This is a genomic window from Streptomyces sp. NPDC001848, from assembly GCF_042891915.1.
In the GTDB taxonomy this organism is placed as follows: Bacteria; Actinomycetota; Actinomycetes; order Streptomycetales; family Streptomycetaceae; genus Streptomyces.
The window spans coordinates 460,029-482,992 of sequence record NZ_JBIATP010000003.1 but is presented as its reverse complement, the minus strand read 5'-3'; the positions used below and the strand labels follow the sequence as shown (position 1 = coordinate 482,992).

Here is a 22,964-nt window from a genome sequence, read left to right as displayed (position 1 = left end):
GTCGTACGGGTCCCACGGGTCCCACGGGTCCTACGGGTCCTACGGGTCCTACGTCGTCAGTCGCGCGTGCCACGCGAGCCGGGCCGCTCGTACGCCTCGCCGTACGGCAGTCGGGACGCCACCGGGGTCGCGTCCAGGCGGGCCGTGATGACGAGGGTGCCCTCCTCGATCTGGTAGTCGAGGGGCAGTCCGAGGCCGCGCATCGCGGCGACCATGCCCGTGTTGGACGCCTGCGTCACCGCGTAGACGTTCTCGCAGCCCGCCTCGACCGCCATCGACACCAGCCGGCCGAGGAGTTCGCCGCCGATGCCGCGCCGCTGCCACTCGTCCTCGACGAGCAGCGCGACCTCCGTCTCGTCGCCGTCCCACAGCAGATGGCCGAGGCCGACGATGCGGCCCGAATCCGTCTGCACCGCCAGGGTGCGGCCGAAGCGCGGGCTGAGCAGGTGGCCCAGGTAGCGGTCGGCGTCGCGGACCGGCCCGTGGTAGCGCATGCCGAGGGTGCGCGCCGAGCACCGGGCGTGCATCTCCTTCGCCGCCTGAAGGTCGGAGGCGTCGGCGCGCCGCACCGTGATCGCGTCGCCCTCCGGCAGCGTCAGCACGTCCTGACCGCGGGGAAAGCGCGGACCGAGCCGCGTGTCCAGCTCCACCAGCGCGCGTGCCCGCGCGAACTCCGTCGGCGTGAACGGCAGATACGGCCGCTCCACCGTGATCATCCCGCCTTCCGGCGCCCGCAGCCGCATCACCGTGTCCTCCAGGGCGCCCTCCACGGGAGCCTCCTCCTCGGCCCGGCCGGAGCCGGGGGAGACGGCGGGCAGGGAGCGGATGGTGCACCGGCCGAGCAACTGCCTGAGCGCGAGCGGAAGTTCGGCCGAGTCCAGGGCAGTGCGCGCCGCGAGTCCCAGTACCCGGGTCGGGACGTCCACCAGGTCGTGCGCGTCGGCCCGCTCGATCCAGGTCCCGTCGCCGCCGGCCTGCGACACGGCCCGGGTGACCTCACCCGCCTCCACGTCGGCGGGCGCCCGCAGCAGGAACTCGTCGACGGTGCCCTGCGCCAGCGGGTGTGTCTGCAGGCTGAGGATGTCGATGCGCAGCCGCGCCAGTGCGGTGCACAGCGCGGCCAGCGAGCCCGGCTGGTCCTTCACCGTCGTCCGCATCCGCCACAGCGCGCTCCCCCCGTCGGCCGCGTCGGTCCCGGACGGCCCGGCCTGCTCCGCCTCGGGGAGCGGCCGGGCGCCGGTATCGGCCGAGGGCGGCGCATGGCCGTGGCGACGTGACCACCATGCGTGGAACGCTGCCGTCGCGACCAGCGCCACCGCCGAGATCACGAGGAGGGCGGGGCCGTCGGGCCCGTGCCCGACCAGGTTGGCCGTCACGTCCGCCACCGCGACCGCCGTGAACAGGGCGGCGAGCTCGACCAGGTCGCGTCGCCAGTGGTGCACCGGGCGGCCGTTCCTGGCGCGCCTCACATCAGACATGTCTGGAGTCATGCAAGTACTGTGCAGGAAGGGTGTTGCGTGATCACGAACGCTTTGTGACTGATCGGTTAAGTATAGATCTGTCCCTTTTGTTTCCTGATGTACGAGATGCCCAGGCGGCGTGCGACCGCTATGCCGCGCACCGGGGGATGACGCCGGTGCGCGGCGCGGTGATCGAGGGTAGCCGAAGCGGCGGCTCGTTACTGGCCCACGCGACCCGGCTGCAGCACCTGGGTGAACAGCACAGTACCGTCCTGCTCGCGCAGACGGACCGTCAACTCACCGCTGTCACCGTCGATGTCGACCTCACCGAAGAACTGGTACCCCCCGGCGGGGGAGACGTTCGAGGCGGTCGGCGCCTTCACGAAGACCCGCTCCGGACCGAACGTGCCGTCGAGCGCGTTCGCCGGGAACGCACCGGCGTTGAGCGGGCCCGAGACGAACTCCCAGAACGGCTCGAAGTCGGTGAAGGCCGCCCGTGAGGGGTGGTAATGCTGCGCCGAGGTGTGGTGCACATCGGCCGTCAGCCACAGCGTGCCCGTGATCCTCCGGTGCTTGATGAACCGCAGCAGCTCCGCGATCTGCAGCTCCCGCCCCAGCGGCACGCCCGGATCGCCCTGCGCCACGGCCTCGAAGTTCGGCTTGTTCTCCATGGGGTCCGGCACGACCAGGCCGAGCGGCATGTCAGCGGCGATCACCTTCCATACCGCGCGGGATGCGGCCAACTCCCGCTTGAGCCATTCCAGTTGCTCGGCACCGAGGATGCCCTGCGGGTCGACCGTCTGGTTGTCGGGAGAGTTGGGGTCGCGGTAGGTGCGCATGTCGAGCACGAACACGTCCAGCAGGGGGCCGTGCCGCATGACCCGGTAGACCCGGCCGTGCCTGTCACCCGGCTGCAGCGTCGAGATCGGGAAGTACTCGCTGAACGCACGCCGCGCCCGGGCGGCGAGCACGTCGATGCTCTTCTCGGTGTAACGGGTGTCGGAGGAGGCGATGACCTCGCCCGGGTACCAGTTGTTGCGGACCTCGTGGTCGTCCCACTGGATGATCGACGGCACCTGGGCGTTGAACCGCCTGAGGTTCTCGTCGAGCAGGTTGTAGCGGAAGTTGCCGCGGTACTCGGCGAGGGTCTCGGCGACCTTGGACTTCTCCTCGGTGGTGATGTTCCGCCAGGTGCCGCCGTCGGGCAGGGCCTGGGTGGCCGAGATGGGACCGTCGGCGTAGATGTTGTCACCGCTGCACAGGAAGAAGTCCGGGTCCAGCTTCGCCATCGCGTCGTAGATCCGGTAGCCGCCGAGGTCGGGGTTGATGCCCCAGCCCTGCCCGGCCAGGTCGCCCGACCAGAGGAACCGCACACCGCGCCGCCGCTGCAGAGGCGTCGTACGGAAGGTGCCGGTCACCGGCTCGCCGGTGCGGCGCGGGTCGTCCGGGTCGGCCAGCAGCACCCGGTAGTGGATCTGCTCGCCCGCCGGCAGCCCGTGCAGCCGCGTGGTGCCGGTGAAGTCGGTGTCCGGGCCCACCAGCGGCCCCTGCCATCTGCGCGGATTGCTGAACGACTCCGTCGCGGCGGTCTCGACGATCACCCGCGCCGGGCGGTCGGATCGCACCCAGACCAGACCGGAGTGCGCGGTCACGTCGCCGGCCTGGACGCCCCATCCCGCCTTCGGGCGTCCCGACAGGGAGAACGCCGGAGCCGCGCCGAGCGCGGTGGGCAGAGTGAGGGCCGCCGACGCGGCCAGGGAGCCGCGCAGGACGCTGCGGCGGCCGGGGAAGGGACGGTGGGACATGGGACGCGCCTCCAGGGACGGGTTCCGGCCAATGGACACCGCAACACCTACTGGTGCGCCGCAGCGTGCACGGAAACCGCAAGTGAACAACGAACCCCGGCCGCACGGTGGCGGACACGTGTCACGCGCGCGTGGCGTCCGCCAACGCCCGTACGCCCTCCCGGACGCGCACGGGTGACAGGTGCGCGTATCCCAGCACCAGCCGTACGACGTCGCCGCGCGCCGTCCCGTACGCGGACAACGGGCGCACCGCCACGCCGGCCGCCGCCGCCCGCTCCAGGAAGAGGTCCTGCGGCCCCCACCGGTCCGGCAGCCGGGCGATGACGTGCAGACCCGCCGCGATCCCGGACACCTCGACCCCGGGGAAGTGCTCCCGCAGGGCGGACACCAGCGCGTCACGGCGCTCCTGGTACGCGCGCCGGCAGCGGCGCAGATGACGGTCGTGGTCGCCGCGCTCCATGAACCGGGCGAGCAGCGCCTGGTCGACGACCGGGTGCCCGAGGTCCATGGTCCGCTTGCGCTCGACGACCTCCTCGGCGAACGCCCGGGGAACGAGCAGCCAGCCGAGCCGCAGCCCGGGAGCCAGCGCCTTGCTGACCGACCCCGTGTACGCCACACGCTCGGGGTCGAGCCCCTGCAACGCTCCGACGGGAGCACGGTCGTAGCGGAAGTCCCCGTCGTAGTCGTCCTCGACGACGAGGCCGTCCACCGAGCGCGCCCAGTGGAGGAGTTCGGCGCGGCGCCGCGCCGAGTAGGCGATCCCGGAGGGGAACTGGTGGGCCGGTGTGGTCACGACCGCCCGTACACCAGCCCCGTACAACGCCTCCAGGGCCAGTCCCTCCTCGTCCAGCGGCAGCGGTACGGCTTCCAGTCCGGCGGCGGCGTACAGGGTGCCGTGCTCGGGGCTTCCCGGGTCCTCGACGCCGACGGTGCGCATCCCGCGCGCGTGGAGGACGGAACCGAGCAGGGTGATCGCCTGGGCCACGCCGGAGACGACCACGATCCGCTCCGGGTCGGCGACCACACCCCTGCGCCGCGCCAGCAGTTCGGCGAGAACGGTCCGCAGGCGGGGCAGCCCGCGCGGGTCGGGGTAGCCCAGCGTGTGGTGGGGGAGTTCGGCCAGGGCCGCCCGGTGCGCGGCCGCCCAGGCGGCGCGCGGGAAGAGCGACAGATCCGGGGTGCCGGGCAGGAAGTCGGCGCGGGCACCGGGAGAGCGCGGGGCGAGGTCCCGCGCCGGTGCGTGCGCCGCCCGCACGGCGTCGCTCACCCATGTTCCCGCGCCCCGGCCGCTGCGGAGGTACCCCTCGGAGGTCAGCTGCTCGTACGCCTCCGTCACCAGCCCCCGGGACACGCCGAGGTCGGCGGCGAGTTCACGACTCGACGGCAGTCGGGTGCCCGCAGCGAGCCGTCCGGAGCGCACCGCCTCCCGCAGCGCCGCCCGCAGAGTCCGCCCCCGCGCGCGTGCCGGCGCGGCCGCGGTGGGAAGCAGCACCTCCCAGGCGGCGGTCCAGGGCGCCGGTCCCTCCGAGGCGGTCGGCCCCGAATTGGTCCCCGATGCAGTCATGGAAATGGACCTTAAACCGGACCGCCGCGGTCCCTAGCGTCGCCCGCATGAACCCCGCCACGGCCCGCGGTGCCCTGCTCGCCGCCCTCGCCTGCGTCCTCGTCGGAGCCTCCTTCACCGCCAACAGCGTCCTTGGCCACTACCCGTACGCGGGCGGCCAGTTCCTGCGCTACGGAGGGGCCTGTCTGCTGCTCCTGCCCCTGGCCGGCCGGGGCGCCACCGCCGCGCTGCGCCGCCTCGGCCCGCGCGCGTGGGTGCGTCTCGCCCTGCTCGCCGCCGTCGGGATGGTGGGGTTCAACCTCGCGGTGATCGCCGCCGAACGCTCCGCGGAGCCGGCGGTCCCGGGCGTGTTCGTCGGGTGCGCCCCCGTCGTGGTCGCGGTGGTCGTGCCCCTGCTGGACGGGCGACGGCCCGAGCGGCGCGTCCTGTACGGGGCGTCACTGGTCGCGGTCGGCGCCTGCACGGTCCAGGGGTGGGGCCGTACGGACGCCGCCGGGATCCTCTTCTCGCTGTGCGCGCTCGCCGGTGAGGTCGGCTTCGCGGTACTCGCGGTGCCCGTGCTGCGCCCCCTCGGGCCGAAACTGCTGTCGACCACCGTGTGCGGGATCGCCGCGGCCGGGTCGGCGGTGGCCGGGCCGCTGCTGGACGGTGCGGCCTGGCTGCCCGCGCCGGACCGCACGGAGGCCGCCGCGCTGCTGTGGCAGGCGGCGGTCGTCACCGTCGTCGGCTTCGTGTGCTGGTACACGGGCATGCAACGCATCGGCGCGGAGCGCGCCACGCTCTTCTCCGGGCTCATCCCGGTCGCCGCCGCCTGCACCGCGCCGCTCGTCGGCACCGGCTCCTACGGGGTCGCGCAGGGCGCCGGAAGCGCGCTGGTCGGTGCCGGAGTGGTCCTGGGTTCCGGGGCGTTGCGGCTCGGCCGTATCACCGCCGGCCGCCCGGCACGGTCAACGGCTGCCGTCCAGGATGACCCGGGCGACCAGCGCCGGGTCGTCGTTCATCGGGACGTGCCCACAGCCGGGCAGCCGCACCAGCCGGGCCTCGGGGATGATCCGCTTGGCACGCACGCCCTGACGGTGCAGCAGCAACCGGTCCCTGGTGCCCCACGCCACGGTGACCGGCAGCCCGGGCACGTCCTCGGTGAACTGGACGGACGTGCCCGCCCGGAGCGTCTCGGCGAACCCCTCGGCGCGGGCCAGCGCCAGGGTCTCGGCGACGACGGCCTCGGGTGAACGGCGGCCGGGGCGGGCGTAGATGGTGCTCGTCAGGACCGTCCGCCCGGCCGCCGTGCGCGACAGCCGCTCCACCACCGGCAGCGGCGTGTTCCGTGCGGCCTGCCGCATCGCGGTGAGGACCGTGAACGCGTACCGGCGCTCGACGGGGGTCCAGAACCCGGCGGGGGCGAGGGCGGTGACGGACCGTACGAGCTTCTCCCGGCCCAGCTCCAGGGCCAGCAGACCGCCCAGGGAGTTGCCCGCCACATGCGGACGCTCGATCCCCAGCGCCTCGCACAGGGAGCCCAGCGCGGGCACCACGGTGGCCAGGTCGTAGGCGAGTCCCTTCGGCAGGGCCGGGGACGCGCCGAAGCCCGGGAGATCGACCGCGATCACGTCCCGCTCGGTCGCCAGGATGTCCACGACCGGGTCCCAGGCCTGCCGGTGGTGGCCGATGCCGTGCAGCAGCAGGAGCGGTTCGCCCGCGCCCACACGCGCGTAGGAGACGGTCACGGTCCGCGGGCCGTGCGGGGAGGGGACGTCGAAGGAGACCGTGGCCGGCATGGTGCTGCTCCTCGTCTGGGGGGCACGGACGACAGTGGTAGACAGCTTGTCAGCAATTGCTACCCATGGGTAGCCCTCGGGTCGATGCCGTCGGCCACAGGCGGTCCGCCGGCCATTGTCCGCGTACAACCCCGTTGTCTCCTGGACACGGTGGGAGCGGGTCGGATGGGATGGGACGGTGACGACCGACACCACGACCGAGGTCTTCGAAGAGCACCGCCCTGTCCTGATGGGAGTGGCCTACCGCATGCTCGGCCGGGTCGCCGACGCCGAGGACGTCGTCCAGGAGGCCTGGCTGCGCTGGTCCGGCGCCGACCGCGACGCGGTGCGCGAACCGCGTGCCTACCTCGTCCGTGTCACCACCCGGCTGGCCGTCGACCGGCTGCGCCAGGCGCAGGCCCGCAAGGAGGCCTACGTCGGGCCCTGGCTGCCCGAGCCCTACGTCACCGACTTCGGCGACACGGCGCCGGACGCGGCGGACCGGGCGGTGCTCGCCGACTCCGTCTCGCTCGCCGTGCTCGTCGTCCTGGAGTCCCTGTCGCCACTGGAACGCGCGGTGTTCGTGCTCAGGGAAGCCTTCGGGTTCCCCTTCGGGGAGATCGCCGCCACCCTCGACCGCAGCGAGGCCGCGGTGCGCCAGCTCGCCGCACGCGCCCGCAAGCACGTCGACGAACGGCGGCCCCGCTACGACGTCGACCCGGCCGAACGCCGTGACCTGACCGAGCGTTTCCTCGCCGCCGCCGTCGAGGGCGACCTCAAGGGGCTGATGGAGCTGCTCGCCCCGGACGTCCGGCTGGTCGGCGACAGCGGCGGCCGCGCCAAGGCGCCGCTGCGCGTCCTGCAGACCGCGGACAAGGTCGGCCGGTTCCTCGCCGCCGTGGCCGGGCAGCGCCCGGCGGACATGTCGCTGCGCCTCCTGGATCTCAACGGCGGTCCCGCCCTGCTCATCCTGGCCGACGGCAAGCCCGACACCGTGTTCCAGGTGGACGTGAAGGACGGACGGGTGCAGTGCGTCTACGTCATCCGCAACCCGGAGAAGCTGGCCTTCCTGCCCGTCGACCAGCAGCCGGAACCCTGAGATCCCTACGGCGACGACCGTGAACGGAGGCTTTGCCGACATGTCGTCCGTGTCGCCCACCGCGAACAGTCCGTGAACGCCCCGTGACGGACCGCCAGGGCGCCGCGTCACCCGAGGAGGATTGGTCTTGACCAAGGGTGAGGGCCGCCCTATGGTCGCAGAGAAGTGCAACAACCTTTAAAAAACAAGGGCGCTTAAACGCCGCCGGGCCACGGCGATCGCGGAGGACAGGGTGGGGACCACGCAGCTGGAATCGGTGCCGGAGCCCAAGTACTGGCACCTCAGGACCGTGCTCAGCGAAGCACTCGACTCCGAGTTCTCCGTGGGCGAGATCCTGCCCAACGAACGGGACCTCGCCGCCCGGTTCGGCGTCGCCCGCGCCACGCTCCGCCAGGCGCTGGATCAGCTCGAGCTGGAAGGCCGCCTGCAGCGCCGCCGCGGGGTGGGCACCACCGTCGCCCCGCCGCGCGTCGGGGTGGCCGTGGCCGCCGAGGGGCACACCTGGCCGGGGGCGGCCGGCGACGACTGGCAGCCCACCGACTGCACGGACACCGTGCCGCCCGCCGCGGTGGCCGGCCTCCTGGAGACCGACCAGGGCGAGCAGGTGCACACCGTACGCCGCTCCCGCGTGTCGCACGGCCGGCCCGTGGCCGCCGAACTTCTCTACATCCCGCACTCCTCGGTGCCCGACCTCTCGGCGATCGACGCCCCCTCCGGTGCGGCACGCGCGCGTGCCGTGCTGCGCGAGCTGCAGCACCTGGAGCTGGAGGGCCGGGACCAGGCGGTCGAGCTGGGCTCGGTCAGCGCCGAGGACGCCAAGGAACTCGACCGGCTGCCGGGTGCGCCCGTTCTCGTCGTCACCACCCGCTTCCACGCCGGCGGACGTACCGCGGCCGTCTCCGTCGCAACCTACCGAGCCGACACCTGCCGCCTGACCTTCGGTGGCGACATAGAGATCCACCACGGCCCGGAGCGCCGCGCCTCCTGACCGCACGGCCGCTCCCGGCAGCCGCCATCCCAAGCGCACCCGTCGCACCCCGGCCACCCGGGGCGCGAGGCCTTTCGGACAGGACACGAACGGGGTCCGGGCGCGGATTCAGCGCCGCGCCGTGACCGTCCCCTCCACGGCGAACAACTGCTCCTCCACATGGTCCAGCGCCAGCCGCAGCGCACCCGTCGCCACCGCCGCCTCGCCCAGTTGCGACAACGCCACCCTCGGCGGACGCAGGCAGTAGCGGGCCAGCTCGTGGCGCAGGGGGTCCAGTACGCCGTCGAGGCCGGCCGCCCAGCCCCCGATCACGACCAGTTCGGGGTCGAGTGCCAGGACGAGGGCCGCCACGTCGTGCACCAGCCGCTGCAGAAAGCGGTCCACGGCGGCGCGGGCCCGCTGGTCGCCCTCGCGGGCCAGCGCGAAGACATCGGCCACCTGCTGCTCGTCCAGCGGCTGCAGCGGCTCGTCCGTGGTCGACAACAACGTCTCGGGTGGCGCCTCCCGGCCCAGCAGATGCAGTGCGCCGATCTCCCCGGCCGCCCCGCCGTAGCCGCGGTGCAGCCGTCCGCCGATCAGCGAACCGGCGCCCGGGCTCAGCCCGGCCAGCACGAACACCACGTCGTCGGACTCGGTGGCGGCGCCCTTCCAATGCTCGGCGACGGTCGCCGCGTTGGCGTCGTTCTCGACGAGGACCGGGCACCTGAAGGAGCGGCTGAGCCGTTCGCCCAGCTTCAGACCGGTCCACTCGGGCAGGGCCGTGCCCAGGCGCACCGTGCCGTCCGCCTCCACGATCCCGGGGCTGGCCACTCCCACCGCGCGCAGCGAAGCACGGGACACGCCCGACCGGCGCAGCAACTCGGCGACCGTGCTCCGCAGCCGCTCCAGCCGCTCGTCGGCCGGCGCCGTCTCGGCGACCTCCTTGGACAGGCTGCCCAGCTCACGGCCGTCAAGGTCGGCGAGCAGCGCGGTCACCCGGTGCGCGCCGACGTCCAGCCCCAGCAGATGGCCCGCCTCCGCCCGAAACCGGAACCTGCGCGCGGGCCTGCCCTGCCGCCGGGCCACGCCCTCCTCGGCCGCCGCCTCCACCACCAGCCCGGCCTCGATCAGCCCCTCGACGACTCCCTCGACGGTCGGCCGGGACAGGCCGGTCACCCGGGTGATCTCGGTGAGCGTCGCGCAGTCCGTCGCGCGCAGCGCGTGCAGCACCACCGCGGAGTTGATCCGCCGCAGCAGCGAGGGATCCCCGCCGGTCAGCCCCACCGTCGTCCTCCCAGGTCGTGCGCGTGTTGGCCGGATCGTACTCGGCACCGGGCGCACCCGCGAGGGCCGGGCACCGCCGGCGCCCGCGCCCGCGCGCGGCGCCTGACGGACGCACTCGTCGCTCGCGAAAGCCGTCACGACGACACGACGTCCCCGACGTCACGATCCCGCGCTGCCACCCAGCTCTTGACACCACGCCAATTGTCAGTGGGGGCCGCTTTACTGGATCGCATGGACATCGCGACGTACCTCGCCGTCATCGACCTGCTGTGCGCCCGGGAGTTTCCGGCGGCGCGCGGCAGGACGGAGCACGGTGAGAGCGGTCCCGGGTATCACATGGCCGAATTAGCGACGAGCGGCGAGTTCTGGGAGGGCGACGGCACGGAGCGGGAGGAGACGGAGGCGCAGTACGAGGCCGACCGCGAGGGCCTTGGCGAGCGGCTCGTGGAGCGGTGGGGGCCGCCGCAGGAGTTCAGCCTGTACAGCGTTCTCGAGCGGAGAGTGAACGGCGAGGACATCGAGGAGCCATGGGCCGGCCTCAGCGGACACGTCCCGGATGTCCACCTGTGGAAGTCGGCGGAGACGGGGCGGTGGGTCGCCCTCTGCGTGTCGCAGTGGGACAAAGAACTGCCGTTCCAACTGCTCGCGGTCGTCACGGACATAGATCCGCCCTGACCTGACCTGACCTGACCTGACCTGACCTGACCTGACCCGACCTGACCCGACCTGAGCCGAGCTGACTTGACCTCAGCTCCGCGCAGCCCCCCCGCAGCCGTGCGAACTCGGCCGCCATCGTCGCCGCCGTCCAGTGCGCGTTGAGCCCACTGGGGTTGGGTGGCACCCAGACGCGGCTCGAGCCGATCGTCCGCTCCTGCGGGCCCACACCGGCCGAACGGTCCTCGAAGGCCGCCCGGTACGCGGTCACACCGACCACCGCGAGCCATTTCGGCCGCAGCCGCTCCACCTTCGCGCGGAGAATCCGTCCGCCTTCGCGGTACTCGTCGGCGGTCAGCTCGTCGGCCCGCGCGGTCGCCCGCGCCACCACGTTCGTGATCCCGAGCCCGTACGCGAGCAACTCGGTCTGCTCGGACGGCTGGAGCAGTCGCGGGGTGAAGCCCGACAGATGCAGCACGGGCCAGAAGCGGTTGCCGGGGCGCGCGAAGTGGTGGCCCGTTGCCGCCGTCATCAACCCCGGGTTGATACCACGCAACCCCCTCCAGGGGCATAGACTCGAAAAACGTCGCTGGGGGAGGGGAAGTCGCCTCTCGATGAACGCGCAGTCCGGATCAAGGAAGCACAAGCAAGCATGATCCGCACTGCTGTCGAGCGCGCGCTACGGGAGGCAGGCATGGAAGGTGACGCACTGGAACGTGGCAGGCAGGCCGTAGGCAGGCACTTGCGCGTGATCACCAGTGGAGCGCGGGGCGCGGCATAGAGACACACTGGCGCGCCCCCGGTCGGTCTGCCCTACCCACCTACAGACAGCCCCGCACAGCCTCCCCCCGGCACCCTTCCACGAACCGCACGCCCCCGTGCCTGGCAGGCGTACCGACGTGCACGCATGCGGGGCGCGGTGCAGCCGCTCATGATCGATGGGCCCGCCATCCGCACCCCACAACGTCACACCCCTGCACACCCCCACACCCCAAGCCCAGCACTGCATGCCCAGCACTGCACACCCCATCCGACCAGGGTATATGGCACTGTGCACGCCCCTTTGCCCACTGCCCGCGCGCACTGCGCCCCGCACACCTTCTGAGCTGGGCCGATGGCGTATCGCCGCAGCTCACAGCCCCGTACCCTGGACTGCGGGCGCGCACCTACGCACTAGCGGGGGCACAACCGGATACAGCGGATGTCGATCATGGGTCCCATCCGGGCCGGCTACGCACCGGGCACTGTGCGAATTTCCGGGCGCCCTCTCTCCAAATTTTCGCGCGGTTACGCTTCGCCATAGGGGTTGACCTGGGTATCCCTTGATCCATCCCTCCCTCGCCCCAGGGCCGGTATCCGGGTCTGACGCGGATTCGGCCCGGATTGGTCACTGTGTGTCGACGTGGGGCTGGATCTCCACCGTGAAGGCGGCGTCGTCCGGGCCGGTGCCTTCTTCCTCCGCCCACACGATCACGCGCACGTGCTGCTCGCAGATGCCGTTCACCTTCCACTCGGTCAACAGGTCGGTGACGACGAGCGCAGCGACGTACTTGGCGCCCTGCCTGAGGGTGCTGGTGGTGATCTTTCCCCGCCGGCGATGGGGGTGGCCGGCGAGGGGGCGCCAGCCGGCGGAGCCGTGCGGTTCCTCCACCCGGTACGCCCACGTCCTCTCGGTGCCCATGGAACCGATCCTGTCACCGTGAGGAGCCTGCGGCGCCGGGGGATCACGTCACGTCGAAATCCGACCGGGGCCGTACCTCCACGATGAAGTCAGGTGCCTCGGTGCTGTCCTCCTCGTCGTGCCAGAGGAAGACCCGCACGTGCATCGCGTGGTGGAGGCCGCTCTGCTCCCACTCGGTCATCAGGTCGCCGACGATCCGGCCGATGGCGTACCGCGCGCCTTCGTCCGAGTCGGCGGCGGTGATCGCACCGTGCCATCGCTCGGGGCCGCCGTAGGGGCGCCATCCCTCGGAGCCGTGCGGCTCGAACACCCGGTACACCCAGTCGGTCTCGGTGTCCATAGCACCGATCCTGTCACCAAGGAGTCCCATGCGTCGCATCGGCTCGACCCCCGCTCAGCGCGGGTGCGGAGCGAACAACAGCTGTCCCGACGTGATCGACCTGGACGACGGATCCTACTTCGTCATCGGGAAAGGACCGCTCGCCGACGGCTCGTCCGAGGCGTAGCGGCGGCGCGACTCGATGAGCCGTGCCGGGGGCCGCGAGTGATTGCAGAGGAAGAGCATCCAGACGGCACCCTGGTCGTCGACACCCAGAGCAACAAGCTGGGATACGTCATGGGCCACGAGGGCCCCTACCTCCAGCTCCGGCCGGTGGCCGGCGGACGGGAGCGGGACGCCGACCCTGCTCGCGTCCGCCCCGCCACGGACACCGAGCGGTTGACGGCGATGCGCGAGCGGAACCGTGCGCTGAACTCGGTCAGCAGCGGGGGGATCTTCCGATGAGCCCGACCGTCGACACCTCGACCATGTCCGCCGAGTGCGCCCTGGCTCAGCGGCCGGGCTACGCGGACCTGCACCGGGACTGCCGTCAGACCGAGGACGTTCCGCTGCCTCACGGCGACGGGATCCTGCTCGTCCGGCGCTGCTCCTGCTTCCACCACGCTTGCAACCGCAAGCCCGCAGACGCCCGTTCCGGTCAGTAGCCCCGAGCGCTCTGACCGAGCGGGTCCACCCGGCCCCGTCCGTCTGCTCTCCCCCCGTGGCAGATGGGCGGGGCCTTTGACGTGCTGGCATCACTCAGCGGAGTGTTGCTACTGGGGATTCAGCCCGCAGAAGAGGATGTCGAGGCCGTCCGCGACCACGTCCGGAACCAGACGGTCGCGGGCGGCCTCCAGCTCCGCCGGGGTGAACCGGGTCAGAGGATCGCCCCCGGGGTGTAGCCGGCGGCCTCCGGGTGCTGCTTCACGATCTCCTCGATGCGGCCGACGACCGAGGCGACCTGGGCGGAGGCGGCGCCCGTGAAGGACAGCTTGTCCGCCATCAGCGCGTCCAGTTCCGTGCGGTCCAGCGGGATGCGCTTGTCGGCGGCCAGCCGGTCCAGCAGCTCGTTGCGCTCGGCACCCTGCTCGCGCATCGCGAGGGCGCAGGCGACGGCGTTCTCCTTGATCGCCTCGTGGGCGACCTCGCGGCCCACGCCCGCGCGCACGGACGCCATCAGCACCTTGGTGGTGGCGAGGAACGGCAGGTAGCGGTCCAGCTCGCGGGCGACGACCGCCGGGAAGGCGCCGAACTCGTCGAGGACGGTCAGGAACGTCTCCAGCAGCCCGTCCAGCGCGAAGAACGCGTCCGGCAGCGCGACCCGGCGCACCACCGAGCAGGACACGTCGCCCTCGTTCCACTGGTCGCCCGCCAGCTCGCCGGTCATCGAGGCGTAGCCGCGCAGGATCACCATCAGGCCGTTGACGCGCTCGCAGGAGCGGGTGTTCATCTTGTGCGGCATCGCGGAGGAGCCGACCTGCCCCGGCTTGAAGCCCTCGGTCACCAGCTCGTGCCCGGCCATCAGCCGGATCGTCTTCGCCAGCGAGGACGGCGCGGCGGCCAGCTGCACCAGCGCGGTGACGACCTCGTAGTCGAGGGAGCGCGGGTAGACCTGGCCGACGGAGGTGAAGGCCTGCGAGAAGCCCAGGTGCTCGGCGATCCGGCGCTCCAGCTCGGCGAGCTTGCCCGCGTCGCCGCCGAGCAGGTCGAGCATGTCCTGTGCCGTGCCGACGGGGCCCTTGATGCCGCGCAGCGGGTAGCGGCCGAGCAGCTCCTCCACGCGGACGTAGGCGACGAGCAGCTCGTCGGCGGCCGTGGCGAAACGCTTGCCGAGGGTGGTGGCCTGCGCGGCCACGTTGTGGGAGCGGCCGGCCATGACCAGCTCGCCGTACTCGCCCGCCAGCTTGGCGAGGCGCGCCAGGACCGCCACCGTGCGGTCGCGCATCAGCTCCAGGGAGAGCCGGATCTGCAGCTGCTCGACGTTCTCCGTCAGGTCGCGGGACGTCATGCCCTTGTGCACCTGTTCGTGCCCGGCGAGCGCGTTGAACTCCTCGATCCGCGCCTTCACGTCGTGCCGGGTGACCTTCTCGCGCTCCGCGATCGAGGCGAGGTCGACCTGGTCGAGGACGCGCTCGTAGTCGGCGATCGCCTGGTCCGGTACCTCGATCCCCAGGTCCTTCTGGGCCCGCAGTACGGCGAGCCAGAGCTGCCGCTCCAGCCTCACCTTCTGTTCGGGGGACCAGAGCGTGGCGAGCTCGGCTGAGGCGTAGCGTCCGGCGAGGACGTTCGGGATTCGGGGCTTTGCGGGCGCAGCAGTCACGTGTACGGAGTTTACCCGGCGTCCACGGGGCTCAGGCGTGCCCATACAGTCCTTGGCGCCCAGGTCAGAGGCGCGCAGGACACGGCATCCGCATGCGAACCGCCCCACTGCCGGTGAGTCGACCTGGAGTCGGGCGGTTCACAGTGAGCAGGCGGGGCCTACGGCACGAACACGCTTTGCCCGTACTGGTCGAGGCTGGTCTGGCTGGGCGCCACGACCTGAATCACGAACTGCGTGCAGTTGGGGCCGCTGTAGATGTACGCGTACTGGTTGGTGTGATTCTGCACCCAGACCGGGAGACTCCCGACCGGGTAGCAGCCGCTGGGGTTGTTGTAGGTCGTGCTACCGATGATCAACTGTCCTTGCGCTGCGGACGCGGACTGTGTGATGCCGAGCGCAAGCACGGCACCGGCACCGACCGCCCCGAGGACGCGGGCAATGGATCGCATGTCGTTCTCCCCTACTCGAGCGGGAGCCGCCACTCGACTCCCAGCCCCTATAACTCTACGTATGCAGATGACTCCGCAAAGTCACACGCGCGGGTGGAATTGAGTGCCCCTCTTTTGGCGAGGCTTTCGAGTTGGGGTTCGGCTGGGGGCCTACGAGCGCCCGTCACACGAGGTCAGCTGCGGCCGGCCCCTCGTACGGCAGCAGTTCCGGACGCTTGGCCGGGCGGCCGTCGCCCGAGGAGCGGCCGGTCAGCCGCCGCCCTATCCACGGCAGCAGATGCTGCCGGGTGAAGCGGACGTCCGCGGTCCGGCGGGCGAGCCAGCTCGGTGGCGCGGTCGGGGGCGGCGGTGTGCGCCACTCCGTATCCTCCGCCTCGTACCCGAGCGCCTGCCACACGGCTTCCGCCACCCGGCGGTGTCCCTCGGCCGTCAGGTGCAGCCGGTCCACGTCCCACAGGCGTGGGTCGGCGAGCGACGGCGCGCCGTACAGGTCGACGACGAGCGCGCCGTGCCGCGCGGCGAGGTCGTCGACGCAGGCGAACAGCTCCTCCATACGGGGCCGGAAGCGCTCGAGGACCGGGCCTTGCCGGCCGGGGCTGCGCATCAGGACGAGCTGTTTGCACGTCGGGGCGAGCCGCTCCACGGCTTCCGTCAGCAGCCCCCGTACGCGCCCCATGTCGCACTTGGGGCGCAGCGTGTCGTTGAGCCCGCCGACCAGCGTGACCACGTCGGCCCCCATCGCCGCGGCGAGGTCGACCTGCTCGTCGACGATCTGAGCGATCAGCTTGCCGCGTACGGCGAGGTTGGCGTACCGGAATCCGGGGGTCAGTGCGGCCATCCGCCCCGCGAGGACGTCGGCCCAGCCGCGGTAGGAGCCGTCGGGCAACAGGTCCGACATGCCCTCGGTGAAGGAGTCGCCGAGGGCGACCAGGCTGGAGTAGGTGGGGTTCGTCTGCATGGCGCCGTAGATGCTATCCCGACCGTCCCAGCTCCATACCCACCGGTCGGTCAGCGTGCTTCGGGCCGTCACCATCGGCTCCCCGACCGCTCAGGGCGGACGCCCGGCGTCAGGCCGGCCGGCCGAACAGCTGGCGCAGCACGTCCTCCATGGTCATCAGGCCCGCCAGGCGGCCGTCCGTGCCCAGGACCGCGGCCAGGTGGGTGCGGCTGCGGCGCATGGCCGTGAGGACGTCGTCCAGCGGGGTGGTCTCGCGCACCCGGGCGATGGGCCGCATGTCCCGCAGCCGGAACGGCAGGTCCCGTGGTGAGGCGTCCAGGGCGTCCTTGACGTGGAGGTAGCCGATGATCCGCCGGCCCTCGTCCACCACCGGGAAGCGCGAGAAGCCGGACTGGGCCGACAACTGCTCCAGCTGTTCCGGAGTGACGCCCATGCGCGCGTAGACGACGCGCTCCAGCGGCACCACCACATCCCGTACCGGCCGCCGGCCGAGGACCAGCGCGTCGTGCAGCCGCTCCTGCGCACGGTCGTCGATGAGCCCGGCCGCGCTGGAGTCCTTGACGAGCCGCACCAGTTCGTCGTCCGAGAAGGTGGCCGCGACCTCGTCCCGCGTCTGCACCCGCAGCAGCCGGAGCAGTGCGTTGGCGAACGTGTTCACCGCGAAGATGACCGGGCGCAGTGCCCGGGACATGGCCACCAGCGGCGGGCCGAGCAGCAGTGCCAGCCGCACCGGCTCCGCGAGCGCGATGTTCTTCGGCACCATCTCGCCGAGCAGCATGTGCAGATACGTCGCCAGCGTCAGCGCGATCACGAAGGACACCACACGCCCCGCGCTCTGCGGCACACCGGCCGCGTGGAACACCGGCTCCAGCAGGTGCTCGATCGCCGGCTCGGCGACCACACCGAGAACCAGGGTGCACAGGGTGATGCCGAGCTGGGCCGCGGCGAGCAGCGCCGACACGTGCTCCAACCCCCACAGCACGCTGCGCGCCCGCCGCTCGCCCGCCTCGGCGCGCGGCTCGACCTGGCTGCGCCGCACCGAGATCAGCGAGAACTCGGCGCCGACGAAGAAGGCGTTCGCGACCAGTGTCAACAGACCGATCAGCAACTGGACGACGGTCACCGCTCCCCCTCCTCCAGGGTGCGCGGCGCGTGCATGAGCACCCGCGCGGCCCTGCGTCCCGACGCGTCCACCACGTCCAGCCGCCAGCCGGCCACCTCGACACGGTCACCCTTGACCGGTATGCGGCCCAGTTCGGTGGCGACGAGTCCGGCCAGCGTCTCGTACGGCCCCTCCGGCACACGGAGTCCCACGCGTGCGAGCTGGTCGACGCGGGCCGAACCGTCGGCCGAGTACAGGGCCCGGCCGACGGCGTCGACTCCGGCCGAGGCCAGGTCGGGCGTCTCGTGCGGATCGTGCTCGTCGCGCACCTCGCCGACGACCTCCTCGACGATGTCCTCCAGCGTGGCGACCCCGGCGGTGCCGCCGTACTCGTCGATGACGACGGCGATGGTGTTCTTGCCGGAGAGCCGGTCCAGCAGCCGATCGACGGTGAGGGATTCGGGGACGAACAGCGGCTCGCGTATCAGCTGTGCGACGGACCGCAGCGGCCGCTCCTCGGCGGGCACCGTCAGGATGTCCTTGATATGGGCGGTGCCGATGACCGAGTCCAGGCTGCCGCGGTAGACGGGGAACCGTGACAGGCCCGTCGCGCGGGTCGCGTTCGCCACGTCCTCGCAGGTCGCCTGGGCGTCCAGGGCGACGACCTGGACGCGCGGGGTCATCACGTTCTCCGCGGTCAGGTCGGCGAGGTTCAGGGTGCGGACGAACAGCTCGGCGGTGTCCGCCTCCAGAGCGCCCTCCTTGGCCGAGTGCTGGGCGAGCGCCACCAGTTCCTGGGGTCCGCGCGCGGAGGCCAGCTCCTCGGCCGGTTCGAGGCCGAAGCGGCGCACGACGTGGTTGGCCGTGTTGTTCAGATGCGTGATGAAGGGGCGGAACGCACGGCTGAACCAGCGCAGCGGCCCGCCCACCCGCTTGGCCACGGCCAGCGGCGAGGAGATCGCCCAGTTCTTGGGCACCAGCTCGCCGACCACCATCAGGAACACCGTCGACAGGGCCGTGCCGATGACCAGGGCCACGGACGGCGCCGCGGAGCGGGGCACACCCAGCGCCTCCAGCGGGCCCGCGATCAGCTTGGCGATCGACGGCTCGGAGAGCATGCCGACCACCAGGTTGGTGACCGTGATCCCGAGCTGTGCGCCGGAGAGCTGGAACGTCAGGCTCCGAACGGCCTTGAGGGCGCCCGTCGCGCCGCGCTCACCGCGCTGCGCGGCATGCTCCAGCTCGCTGCGCTCGACCGTGGTGAGGGAGAACTCCGCCGCGACGAAGACACCGCAGGCCAGCGAGAGCAGAACCGCCACCAGCAGGAGGAGCACTTCGATCATCGGGTCACCTCCGTCCCAGGATCGGCCAGGGGCGCGGGGACCGCGCGATCACGGGTACTGGGAGGCTCGCCCATGGACGGACGCTCACACCTTTCATGGTGGGACGGGTTGACCCCGAGGGGCCGCCAGCTCGACCCCTTCATGGTAAAGGATCGGTAAAGTAGCTCCCGTCGCTCAGCCGGCGAGCGGCTTGACCCACCTCCGCCAGTGCTCCTCGGGCGCGTACCCGGCGGCCCGCCACGCGTGGTGCGCGGTCTCGTTGCGCTGCAGGACCATCGCGTCCCCGCGGCGCCCCCCGAGCCGTAGGAACCGCTCCTCCGCCGCGGAGAGCAGGGCCGAACCGATGCCCTGCCGACGCCGCTCCGGATGCACCGCGAGCCGGTACAGATGGCAGCGCCAGCCGTCGAAGCCCGCGATCACCGTGCCGACCAGCTCGCCGCCCCGCTCGGCGAGGATCAGGGCCTCAGGGTCGCGGTCGACGAGCCGCGCCACCCCGTCCCGGTCGTCGCTGATGCTCGTGCCCTCCGCGGCCACCCTCCAGAAGGCCAGCACGGTGTCCAGGTCCTCGGGGCCGGCGGCGCGTATCCGCAGATCACTCATGCGGCGATCCCATCACGCCGACCGCCGGCGGATCTTGGAATTCCGGCATGCGGACGGAACAGGGCGGGGCGGCACCCCGGAGGGCTAGAAGGCGGCGCGCAGCGCCTCGATGACCGGCGCGAACGCCTCCATCGACGGCTCCAGGACGGTCAGGTACGTGAAGCCGTACCGCTCGCGCTGCGCCCGCACCTGCTCGACGATCTGCTCCAGCGTGCCGATCAGGAAGATGGGCAGTTCAAGGGCCTGTTCCGGCGTCAGGTTCGGCACATGCTCCAGCAGGGGCCGCACGGCGGCCTCACGGTCCTCGGTGACGACGACCCTCTGGATGAGCACGTTCAGCTCGGCGGGCTCGCCGCGGCCCGCCGCGAGCTTGCGGTACAGGGCGACTCGCTCGTCGAGCTGCTCGGCCGAGATCGGCTCCAGCTGCCCTGTCGTGCTGCCCGGCACCGAGCGCGCCCCCGTGAAGGCGGCGATGTCGGCGTGCTCGGCGGTGAGCTTCAGCATCCGGTCACCGTTGGCGCCGATCAGCAGCGGCACCCTCGGCCGCTGCACGGGCTGCGGCCGGTGCTCCTCGGAGCCCAGCAGCCGGTCCAACTCCTCCACGGTGCGCCGCAGGTGGTCCACTCGCTCACGCGGTGAGCCGTACGGCAGCCCCGCCTGCTCGTGCTCCGCCCGGACGTAGCCGGTGCCGAGCCCCAGCTCCAGCCGGCCACCGGTCAGCGCGTCCGTCGTCGCCACCTCACGCGCCAGCAGGGCGGGGTTCCAGAAGCCGGCGTTGAGCACGAACGTCCCCACCCTGGGACGCTCGGTCGCCTCCGCCGCCGCGACCAGCGCCGGGAACGGAGCGGGCCACCCGAGGTGGTCCGGGACCAGGATCACGTCGTAGCCGAGTCCCTCCGCCCGCCGGCACTTGGCGCGCCATTCCGCGGCCGGTGCGGGTTCGAGCATGTTGACGCCGAAACGGAACGGACGTGGCATGAACTCTCCCAGTTCATAGGTGACTTGAGTACCCCGGGCGATTCCATCACTCGTGCGCGATCGCCGCCAGCACATTCATGCGGGATGCACGCAACGCCGGCAGCAGCGCCGCCGCGACGCCCACGACCGCCGAACCCACCATGACGGCGACGATGGTGCTCCACGGGATCGCCAGTGCCTTCATGCCCTGCAGTGCCAGCACCCGCTGCGTGCACAGACCCCACACCAGCCCCAGCGCCAGCCCGAGCACGGCGCCGAACACCGCGATCACCACCGACTCCAGCCGGATCATGCGCCGCAACTGCCTCCGGGCCAGCCCGATCGCGCGCAGCAGACCGATCTCCCGGGTGCGCTCCACCACGGACAGGGCCAGGGTGTTGACCACCCCGAGCACCGCGATGACGATCGCGAGGCCCAGCAGCGCGTACACCAGGTACAGCAGCACCGCGATCTGGCTGTGCACCAGCTTCTTGTAGTCGGCCTGGTCGCGGGCCTGGACCTGCGGGTAGGGGGAAAGGGCCCGCTCAAGCCGGGCGCGCAACCGGTCCTTGGAGGTGCCGGGTGCCGCGTTCACGAACAGCGCCATGTCCTGGCCCTGCGGCACGTACCTCTGGAGCGTCCCCATGCCGAAGATCAGCCCGCCCCGCGTACTGAAGTTGTTCGAACCGGCCTGGTTGGTGAGCGCGCCGACCCTCAGGCCGGTGCGGCGTTCGCCCGGGAACTGGACGGGGAGCGTGGAGCCGAGGCGGACGCCGTGTTCCTTGGCGAACGCCGCGTCCATGGCGAGGGCGCCGTCCGCGAGTGCGGTGGACGTGTCGCCCCGGACGTAGGTGAGGTGGGCGACCTCGTCGAGCCGCCGGTCGAAGGCCGTGGCCGTGGTCGCGATCCGCCGGCCGCCCGGCAGCACGATCGCGACGGGCGTATACCGCTGCCGTACGACGAGTCCGGCACCGTCCGCGGCACGGACCCGGTCGGTGATCTCCTGGGGGAAGGGCCGCGGCGTGCCCGATCTGCTCTGCACCACGAAGTCGGCGCCCAGCGTCTTGTCGATCTGCTGGTCGAACGACCTCGACATGGACGTACTCGCCACCGACATCCCGGCCACCAGGGCGAGCCCGACCATCAGAGCGGACGCGGTGGCCCCGGTGCGACGCGGATTGCGCAGGGCGTTGCGCTGGCTCATCCGGCCGATGGAGCCGAACAGGGCGGGGAAGGCGGCCCCCAGCACCCGGATCAGCGGACGCACCAGCAGCGGGCCCGCGATCACGGTCGCGACGAGGGTGAGCACCACGCCGACCCCGAGCAGCGCGGTGGCGGGTGCCGTCCGCGTCGCCCGGGCGCAGCCCACCAGTGCCGCCGCGCCGAGCACGCCGACGATCGCCCCCGCCACCGCCCGCAGCGTCAACGGCCGCCCCATACCGGCGACCTCGGCGTCCGCGAGGGCCGCCATGGGGGAGACACGGGCCGCGCGGCGGGCGGGGAGGTAGGCGGCGACGAAGGTGACGCCGACCCCGACCGCGTAGGCGGCGACGGGAGTGACCCAGCCGATCACCATCTCGGTGGACCTGATGTTCATGCCGAACAGGCTCATCAGCCGGATCAGCCCGGCCGCGAGCCCGATCCCCGCGGCCAGCCCCAGCGTCGAGCCGACCAGGCCGAGCAGCAGCGCCTCGGTCAGCACGGACCGGCGCACCTGCCGCCGTTCGGCGCCCAGGGCGCGCAGCAGCCCCAGCTCGCGGGTGCGCTGGGCGATCAGCATCGAGAACGTGTTGACGATGAGGAAGACGCCCACGAGCACGGCGATCCCGGCGAAGCCCACCATCACGTACTTGATCACGTCGAGGAACGCGCCGAGCCGGTCGGTGTCGGACTTGGCCTGTTCGCCGGCGGTCCTCAGGTCGTAGGCGCTCGTGCCGATCGCCTCGGCGATCCGCTGCTTGAGCCGTGCGTCCCCCACGCCCGGTGCCGCGTCGACGGAGACGCTCGTGGCCACGTCCGGCCGGCCCAGCAGCCTGGTCTGCGCGGTCGGGGTGTCGAGGAAGACCAGGGCGGCACCCGGGTTGGTGGTGGTGAAGGTGGCGATCCCGGCGACGCGCACCCTGAACGACCCCGGACGGGCGACCACGGTCAGCGTGTCTCCGATCCGGACGTGCTTGTGCCGGGCGGTGTCCGCGTCCAGCAGGGCCTCCCCGGGACCGTGCGGGGCGTGCCCGGACGTGAGCCGGACCGGGCTGTGCCTGGTGACGGACCAGTTCCTGGCGATGGTGGGAGCGCCGGTGGTCGGTCCCACCGGATCGTTCCTGCGGTCGACGACCGTGATGTCCTCGACGGCGACATCGGCGTGCGCGGCGGCGACGCCGTCGACCCGGGCCACCCGGGCGGCCAGCGAGGCCGGGAGGGTCGGCGTCGCCCCCGACGCGATCCCGGACGGCAGGTCCTCCCGGGGGCTCACGGTCACGTCGGCCGCCGTGGAGGCGAACAGCCGGTCGAAGGTCCGGGAGACCGTGTCCGAGAAGATCAGGCTGCCCGCGACGAACGCCACCGACAGGAGCACGGCCAGCGCGGACAGCGCGAGCCGCCCCTTGTGTGCGAGGAAGCTGCGCAGCGTCGCCCTCAGCACGGTC

General features: G+C 72.1%; 22 protein-coding genes and 1 pseudogene. 7 read left to right on the top strand and 16 right to left on the bottom strand.

Annotation, left to right across the window (positions count from 1 at the left end):
• Positions 1-56: 56 nt before the first annotated feature.
• The 3 genes from ACFYZJ_RS08510 to ACFYZJ_RS08500 all read right to left on the bottom strand — a co-directional run bounded on the left by ACFYZJ_RS08510 (position 57) and on the right by ACFYZJ_RS08500 (position 4,829).
• Entirely contained in the window at positions 57-1,478 is a 1,422-nt protein-coding gene (locus tag ACFYZJ_RS08510) for a GNAT family N-acetyltransferase (protein WP_388564279.1), read from the bottom strand.
• Between the two features lie 200 nt (positions 1,479-1,678).
• A complete protein-coding gene (locus ACFYZJ_RS08505) occupies positions 1,679-3,265 on the bottom strand; it encodes an alkaline phosphatase D family protein (protein ID WP_388564276.1) in 1,587 nt (528 codons plus the stop codon).
• A gap of 121 nt (positions 3,266-3,386) precedes the next feature.
• Positions 3,387-4,829: a PLP-dependent aminotransferase family protein gene (locus ACFYZJ_RS08500; RefSeq protein WP_388564273.1), complete on the bottom strand. Its 1,443-nt coding sequence runs from the start codon at positions 4,827-4,829 to the stop codon at positions 3,387-3,389.
• On the opposite strand from ACFYZJ_RS08500, the pseudogene ACFYZJ_RS08495 reads away from it, so the two are divergent.
• Positions 4,820-5,713 (top strand): annotated as a pseudogene (locus ACFYZJ_RS08495) (DMT family transporter); the annotation flags it as partial. The gene ACFYZJ_RS08500 and the pseudogene ACFYZJ_RS08495 overlap by 10 nt on opposite strands.
• A 63-nt stretch (positions 5,714-5,776) precedes the next feature.
• Here ACFYZJ_RS08495 and ACFYZJ_RS08490 read toward each other — a convergent pair.
• On the bottom strand, positions 5,777-6,607 hold the full coding sequence (locus ACFYZJ_RS08490; protein WP_388564271.1) for an alpha/beta fold hydrolase: 831 nt from the start codon (positions 6,605-6,607) through the stop codon (positions 5,777-5,779).
• A 178-nt stretch (positions 6,608-6,785) separates the two neighbouring features.
• Here ACFYZJ_RS08490 and ACFYZJ_RS08485 point away from each other — a divergent pair, with 178 nt between their 5' ends.
• Both ACFYZJ_RS08485 and ACFYZJ_RS08480 read left to right on the top strand, forming a co-directional pair.
• Positions 6,786-7,685 carry an RNA polymerase sigma-70 factor gene (locus ACFYZJ_RS08485; protein WP_388564268.1) on the top strand — a complete coding sequence of 300 codons (900 nt, stop codon included), beginning with the start codon at positions 6,786-6,788 and terminating at the stop codon, positions 7,683-7,685.
• Positions 7,686-7,917: 232 nt separating this feature from the next.
• Positions 7,918-8,673 carry a GntR family transcriptional regulator gene (locus ACFYZJ_RS08480; protein WP_388564265.1) on the top strand — a complete coding sequence of 252 codons (756 nt, stop codon included), beginning with the start codon at positions 7,918-7,920 and terminating at the stop codon, positions 8,671-8,673.
• A gap of 108 nt (positions 8,674-8,781) precedes the next feature.
• Here the strand turns inward: ACFYZJ_RS08480 and ACFYZJ_RS08475 are convergent, their stop codons facing one another.
• Positions 8,782-9,936, bottom strand: a complete 1,155-nt coding sequence (locus ACFYZJ_RS08475; RefSeq protein WP_388564262.1) for an ROK family transcriptional regulator — start codon at positions 9,934-9,936, stop codon at positions 8,782-8,784.
• 231 nt (positions 9,937-10,167) lie between these two features.
• Between ACFYZJ_RS08475 and ACFYZJ_RS08470 the strand changes: the two genes are divergently transcribed.
• Positions 10,168-10,611, top strand: a complete 444-nt coding sequence (locus ACFYZJ_RS08470) for a hypothetical protein (RefSeq protein WP_388564259.1) — start codon at positions 10,168-10,170, stop codon at positions 10,609-10,611.
• On the opposite strand, the gene mug is transcribed toward ACFYZJ_RS08470, so the two are convergent.
• The 3 genes from mug to ACFYZJ_RS08455 all read right to left on the bottom strand — a co-directional run bounded on the left by mug (position 10,589) and on the right by ACFYZJ_RS08455 (position 12,611).
• Positions 10,589-11,146 (bottom strand): G/U mismatch-specific DNA glycosylase, encoded by a 558-nt coding sequence (gene mug, locus ACFYZJ_RS08465; RefSeq protein ID WP_388564257.1) that lies wholly within the window; start codon positions 11,144-11,146, stop codon positions 10,589-10,591. The genes ACFYZJ_RS08470 and mug overlap by 23 nt on opposite strands.
• Positions 11,147-11,977: 831 nt before the next feature.
• A complete protein-coding gene (locus ACFYZJ_RS08460; RefSeq protein ID WP_388564255.1) occupies positions 11,978-12,271 on the bottom strand; it encodes a hypothetical protein in 294 nt (97 codons plus the stop codon).
• Positions 12,272-12,314: 43 nt separating this feature from the next.
• Positions 12,315-12,611: a hypothetical protein gene (locus ACFYZJ_RS08455; protein ID WP_388564252.1), complete on the bottom strand. Its 297-nt coding sequence runs from the start codon at positions 12,609-12,611 to the stop codon at positions 12,315-12,317.
• 28 nt (positions 12,612-12,639) lie between these two features.
• Between ACFYZJ_RS08455 and ACFYZJ_RS08450 the strand changes: the two genes are divergently transcribed.
• The 3 genes from ACFYZJ_RS08450 to ACFYZJ_RS08440 are packed head-to-tail and all read left to right on the top strand — an operon-like array spanning position 12,640 to position 13,255.
• Entirely contained in the window at positions 12,640-12,777 is a 138-nt protein-coding gene (locus ACFYZJ_RS08450; RefSeq protein ID WP_388564250.1) for a hypothetical protein, read from the top strand.
• 38 nt (positions 12,778-12,815) lie between these two features.
• Positions 12,816-13,055, top strand: coding sequence for a hypothetical protein (locus ACFYZJ_RS08445; protein ID WP_388564246.1), 240 nt, complete (start codon positions 12,816-12,818; stop codon positions 13,053-13,055).
• Positions 13,052-13,255, top strand: a complete 204-nt coding sequence (locus ACFYZJ_RS08440) for a hypothetical protein (protein ID WP_388564244.1) — start codon at positions 13,052-13,054, stop codon at positions 13,253-13,255. Before ACFYZJ_RS08445 ends, ACFYZJ_RS08440 begins: the two co-directional genes overlap by 4 nt.
• Before the next feature lie 212 nt (positions 13,256-13,467).
• Here ACFYZJ_RS08440 and purB read toward each other — a convergent pair whose 3' ends face one another.
• From purB to ACFYZJ_RS08400, 8 genes are all read right to left on the bottom strand, one after another.
• On the bottom strand, positions 13,468-14,910 hold the full coding sequence (purB, locus tag ACFYZJ_RS08435; RefSeq protein ID WP_388564241.1) for an adenylosuccinate lyase: 1,443 nt from the start codon (positions 14,908-14,910) through the stop codon (positions 13,468-13,470).
• A 158-nt stretch (positions 14,911-15,068) separates the two neighbouring features.
• The gene (locus tag ACFYZJ_RS08430) at positions 15,069-15,359 is read right to left on the bottom strand and encodes a hypothetical protein (protein ID WP_388564239.1); all 291 of its coding nucleotides are present in this window, start codon (positions 15,357-15,359) and stop codon (positions 15,069-15,071) included.
• Between the two features lie 163 nt (positions 15,360-15,522).
• Positions 15,523-16,317, bottom strand: coding sequence for an SGNH/GDSL hydrolase family protein (locus ACFYZJ_RS08425; RefSeq protein WP_388564236.1), 795 nt, complete (start codon positions 16,315-16,317; stop codon positions 15,523-15,525).
• A 109-nt stretch (positions 16,318-16,426) separates the two neighbouring features.
• On the bottom strand, positions 16,427-17,440 hold the full coding sequence (locus ACFYZJ_RS08420; protein WP_388564233.1) for a hemolysin family protein: 1,014 nt from the start codon (positions 17,438-17,440) through the stop codon (positions 16,427-16,429).
• Complete coding sequence (locus ACFYZJ_RS08415) at positions 17,437-18,762, bottom strand: hemolysin family protein (RefSeq protein ID WP_388564230.1); 1,326 nt, start codon at positions 18,760-18,762, stop codon at positions 17,437-17,439. Before ACFYZJ_RS08415 ends, ACFYZJ_RS08420 begins: the two co-directional genes overlap by 4 nt.
• A gap of 174 nt (positions 18,763-18,936) precedes the next feature.
• Complete coding sequence (locus tag ACFYZJ_RS08410; protein WP_388564227.1) at positions 18,937-19,362, bottom strand: GNAT family N-acetyltransferase; 426 nt, start codon at positions 19,360-19,362, stop codon at positions 18,937-18,939.
• An 84-nt stretch (positions 19,363-19,446) separates the two neighbouring features.
• Positions 19,447-20,340 (bottom strand): LLM class F420-dependent oxidoreductase, encoded by an 894-nt coding sequence (locus ACFYZJ_RS08405; protein WP_388564224.1) that lies wholly within the window; start codon positions 20,338-20,340, stop codon positions 19,447-19,449.
• 46 nt (positions 20,341-20,386) lie between these two features.
• Positions 20,387-22,960: an ABC transporter permease gene (locus ACFYZJ_RS08400; protein ID WP_388564221.1), complete on the bottom strand. Its 2,574-nt coding sequence runs from the start codon at positions 22,958-22,960 to the stop codon at positions 20,387-20,389.
• Between the last annotated feature and the right edge of the window lie 4 nt (positions 22,961-22,964).

What these genes read in the sequence shown, in the direction of transcription:
- ACFYZJ_RS08505 (WP_388564276.1), bottom strand. Translation starts at nt 3,265, where the DNA reads ATGTCCCACCGTCCCTTCCCCGGCCGCCGCAGCGTCCTGCGCGGCTCC.
- ACFYZJ_RS08410 (WP_388564227.1), bottom strand. Translation starts at nt 19,362, where the DNA reads ATGAGTGATCTGCGGATACGCGCCGCCGGCCCCGAGGACCTGGACACC.
- ACFYZJ_RS08490 (WP_388564271.1), bottom strand. Translation starts at nt 6,607, where the DNA reads ATGCCGGCCACGGTCTCCTTCGACGTCCCCTCCCCGCACGGCCCGCGG.
- ACFYZJ_RS08405 (WP_388564224.1), bottom strand. Translation starts at nt 20,340, where the DNA reads ATGCCACGTCCGTTCCGTTTCGGCGTCAACATGCTCGAACCCGCACCG.
- ACFYZJ_RS08415 (WP_388564230.1), bottom strand. Translation starts at nt 18,762, where the DNA reads ATGATCGAAGTGCTCCTCCTGCTGGTGGCGGTTCTGCTCTCGCTGGCC.
- ACFYZJ_RS08455 (WP_388564252.1), bottom strand. Translation starts at nt 12,611, where the DNA reads ATGGACACCGAGACCGACTGGGTGTACCGGGTGTTCGAGCCGCACGGC.
- ACFYZJ_RS08470 (WP_388564259.1), top strand. Translation starts at nt 10,168, where the DNA reads ATGGACATCGCGACGTACCTCGCCGTCATCGACCTGCTGTGCGCCCGG.
- ACFYZJ_RS08425 (WP_388564236.1), bottom strand. Translation starts at nt 16,317, where the DNA reads ATGCAGACGAACCCCACCTACTCCAGCCTGGTCGCCCTCGGCGACTCC.
- ACFYZJ_RS08430 (WP_388564239.1), bottom strand. Translation starts at nt 15,359, where the DNA reads ATGCGATCCATTGCCCGCGTCCTCGGGGCGGTCGGTGCCGGTGCCGTG.
- ACFYZJ_RS08450 (WP_388564250.1), top strand. Translation starts at nt 12,640, where the DNA reads ATGCGTCGCATCGGCTCGACCCCCGCTCAGCGCGGGTGCGGAGCGAAC.
- ACFYZJ_RS08510 (WP_388564279.1), bottom strand. Translation starts at nt 1,478, where the DNA reads ATGTCTGATGTGAGGCGCGCCAGGAACGGCCGCCCGGTGCACCACTGG.
- ACFYZJ_RS08440 (WP_388564244.1), top strand. Translation starts at nt 13,052, where the DNA reads ATGAGCCCGACCGTCGACACCTCGACCATGTCCGCCGAGTGCGCCCTG.
- ACFYZJ_RS08460 (WP_388564255.1), bottom strand. Translation starts at nt 12,271, where the DNA reads ATGGGCACCGAGAGGACGTGGGCGTACCGGGTGGAGGAACCGCACGGC.
- ACFYZJ_RS08500 (WP_388564273.1), bottom strand. Translation starts at nt 4,829, where the DNA reads ATGACTGCATCGGGGACCAATTCGGGGCCGACCGCCTCGGAGGGACCG.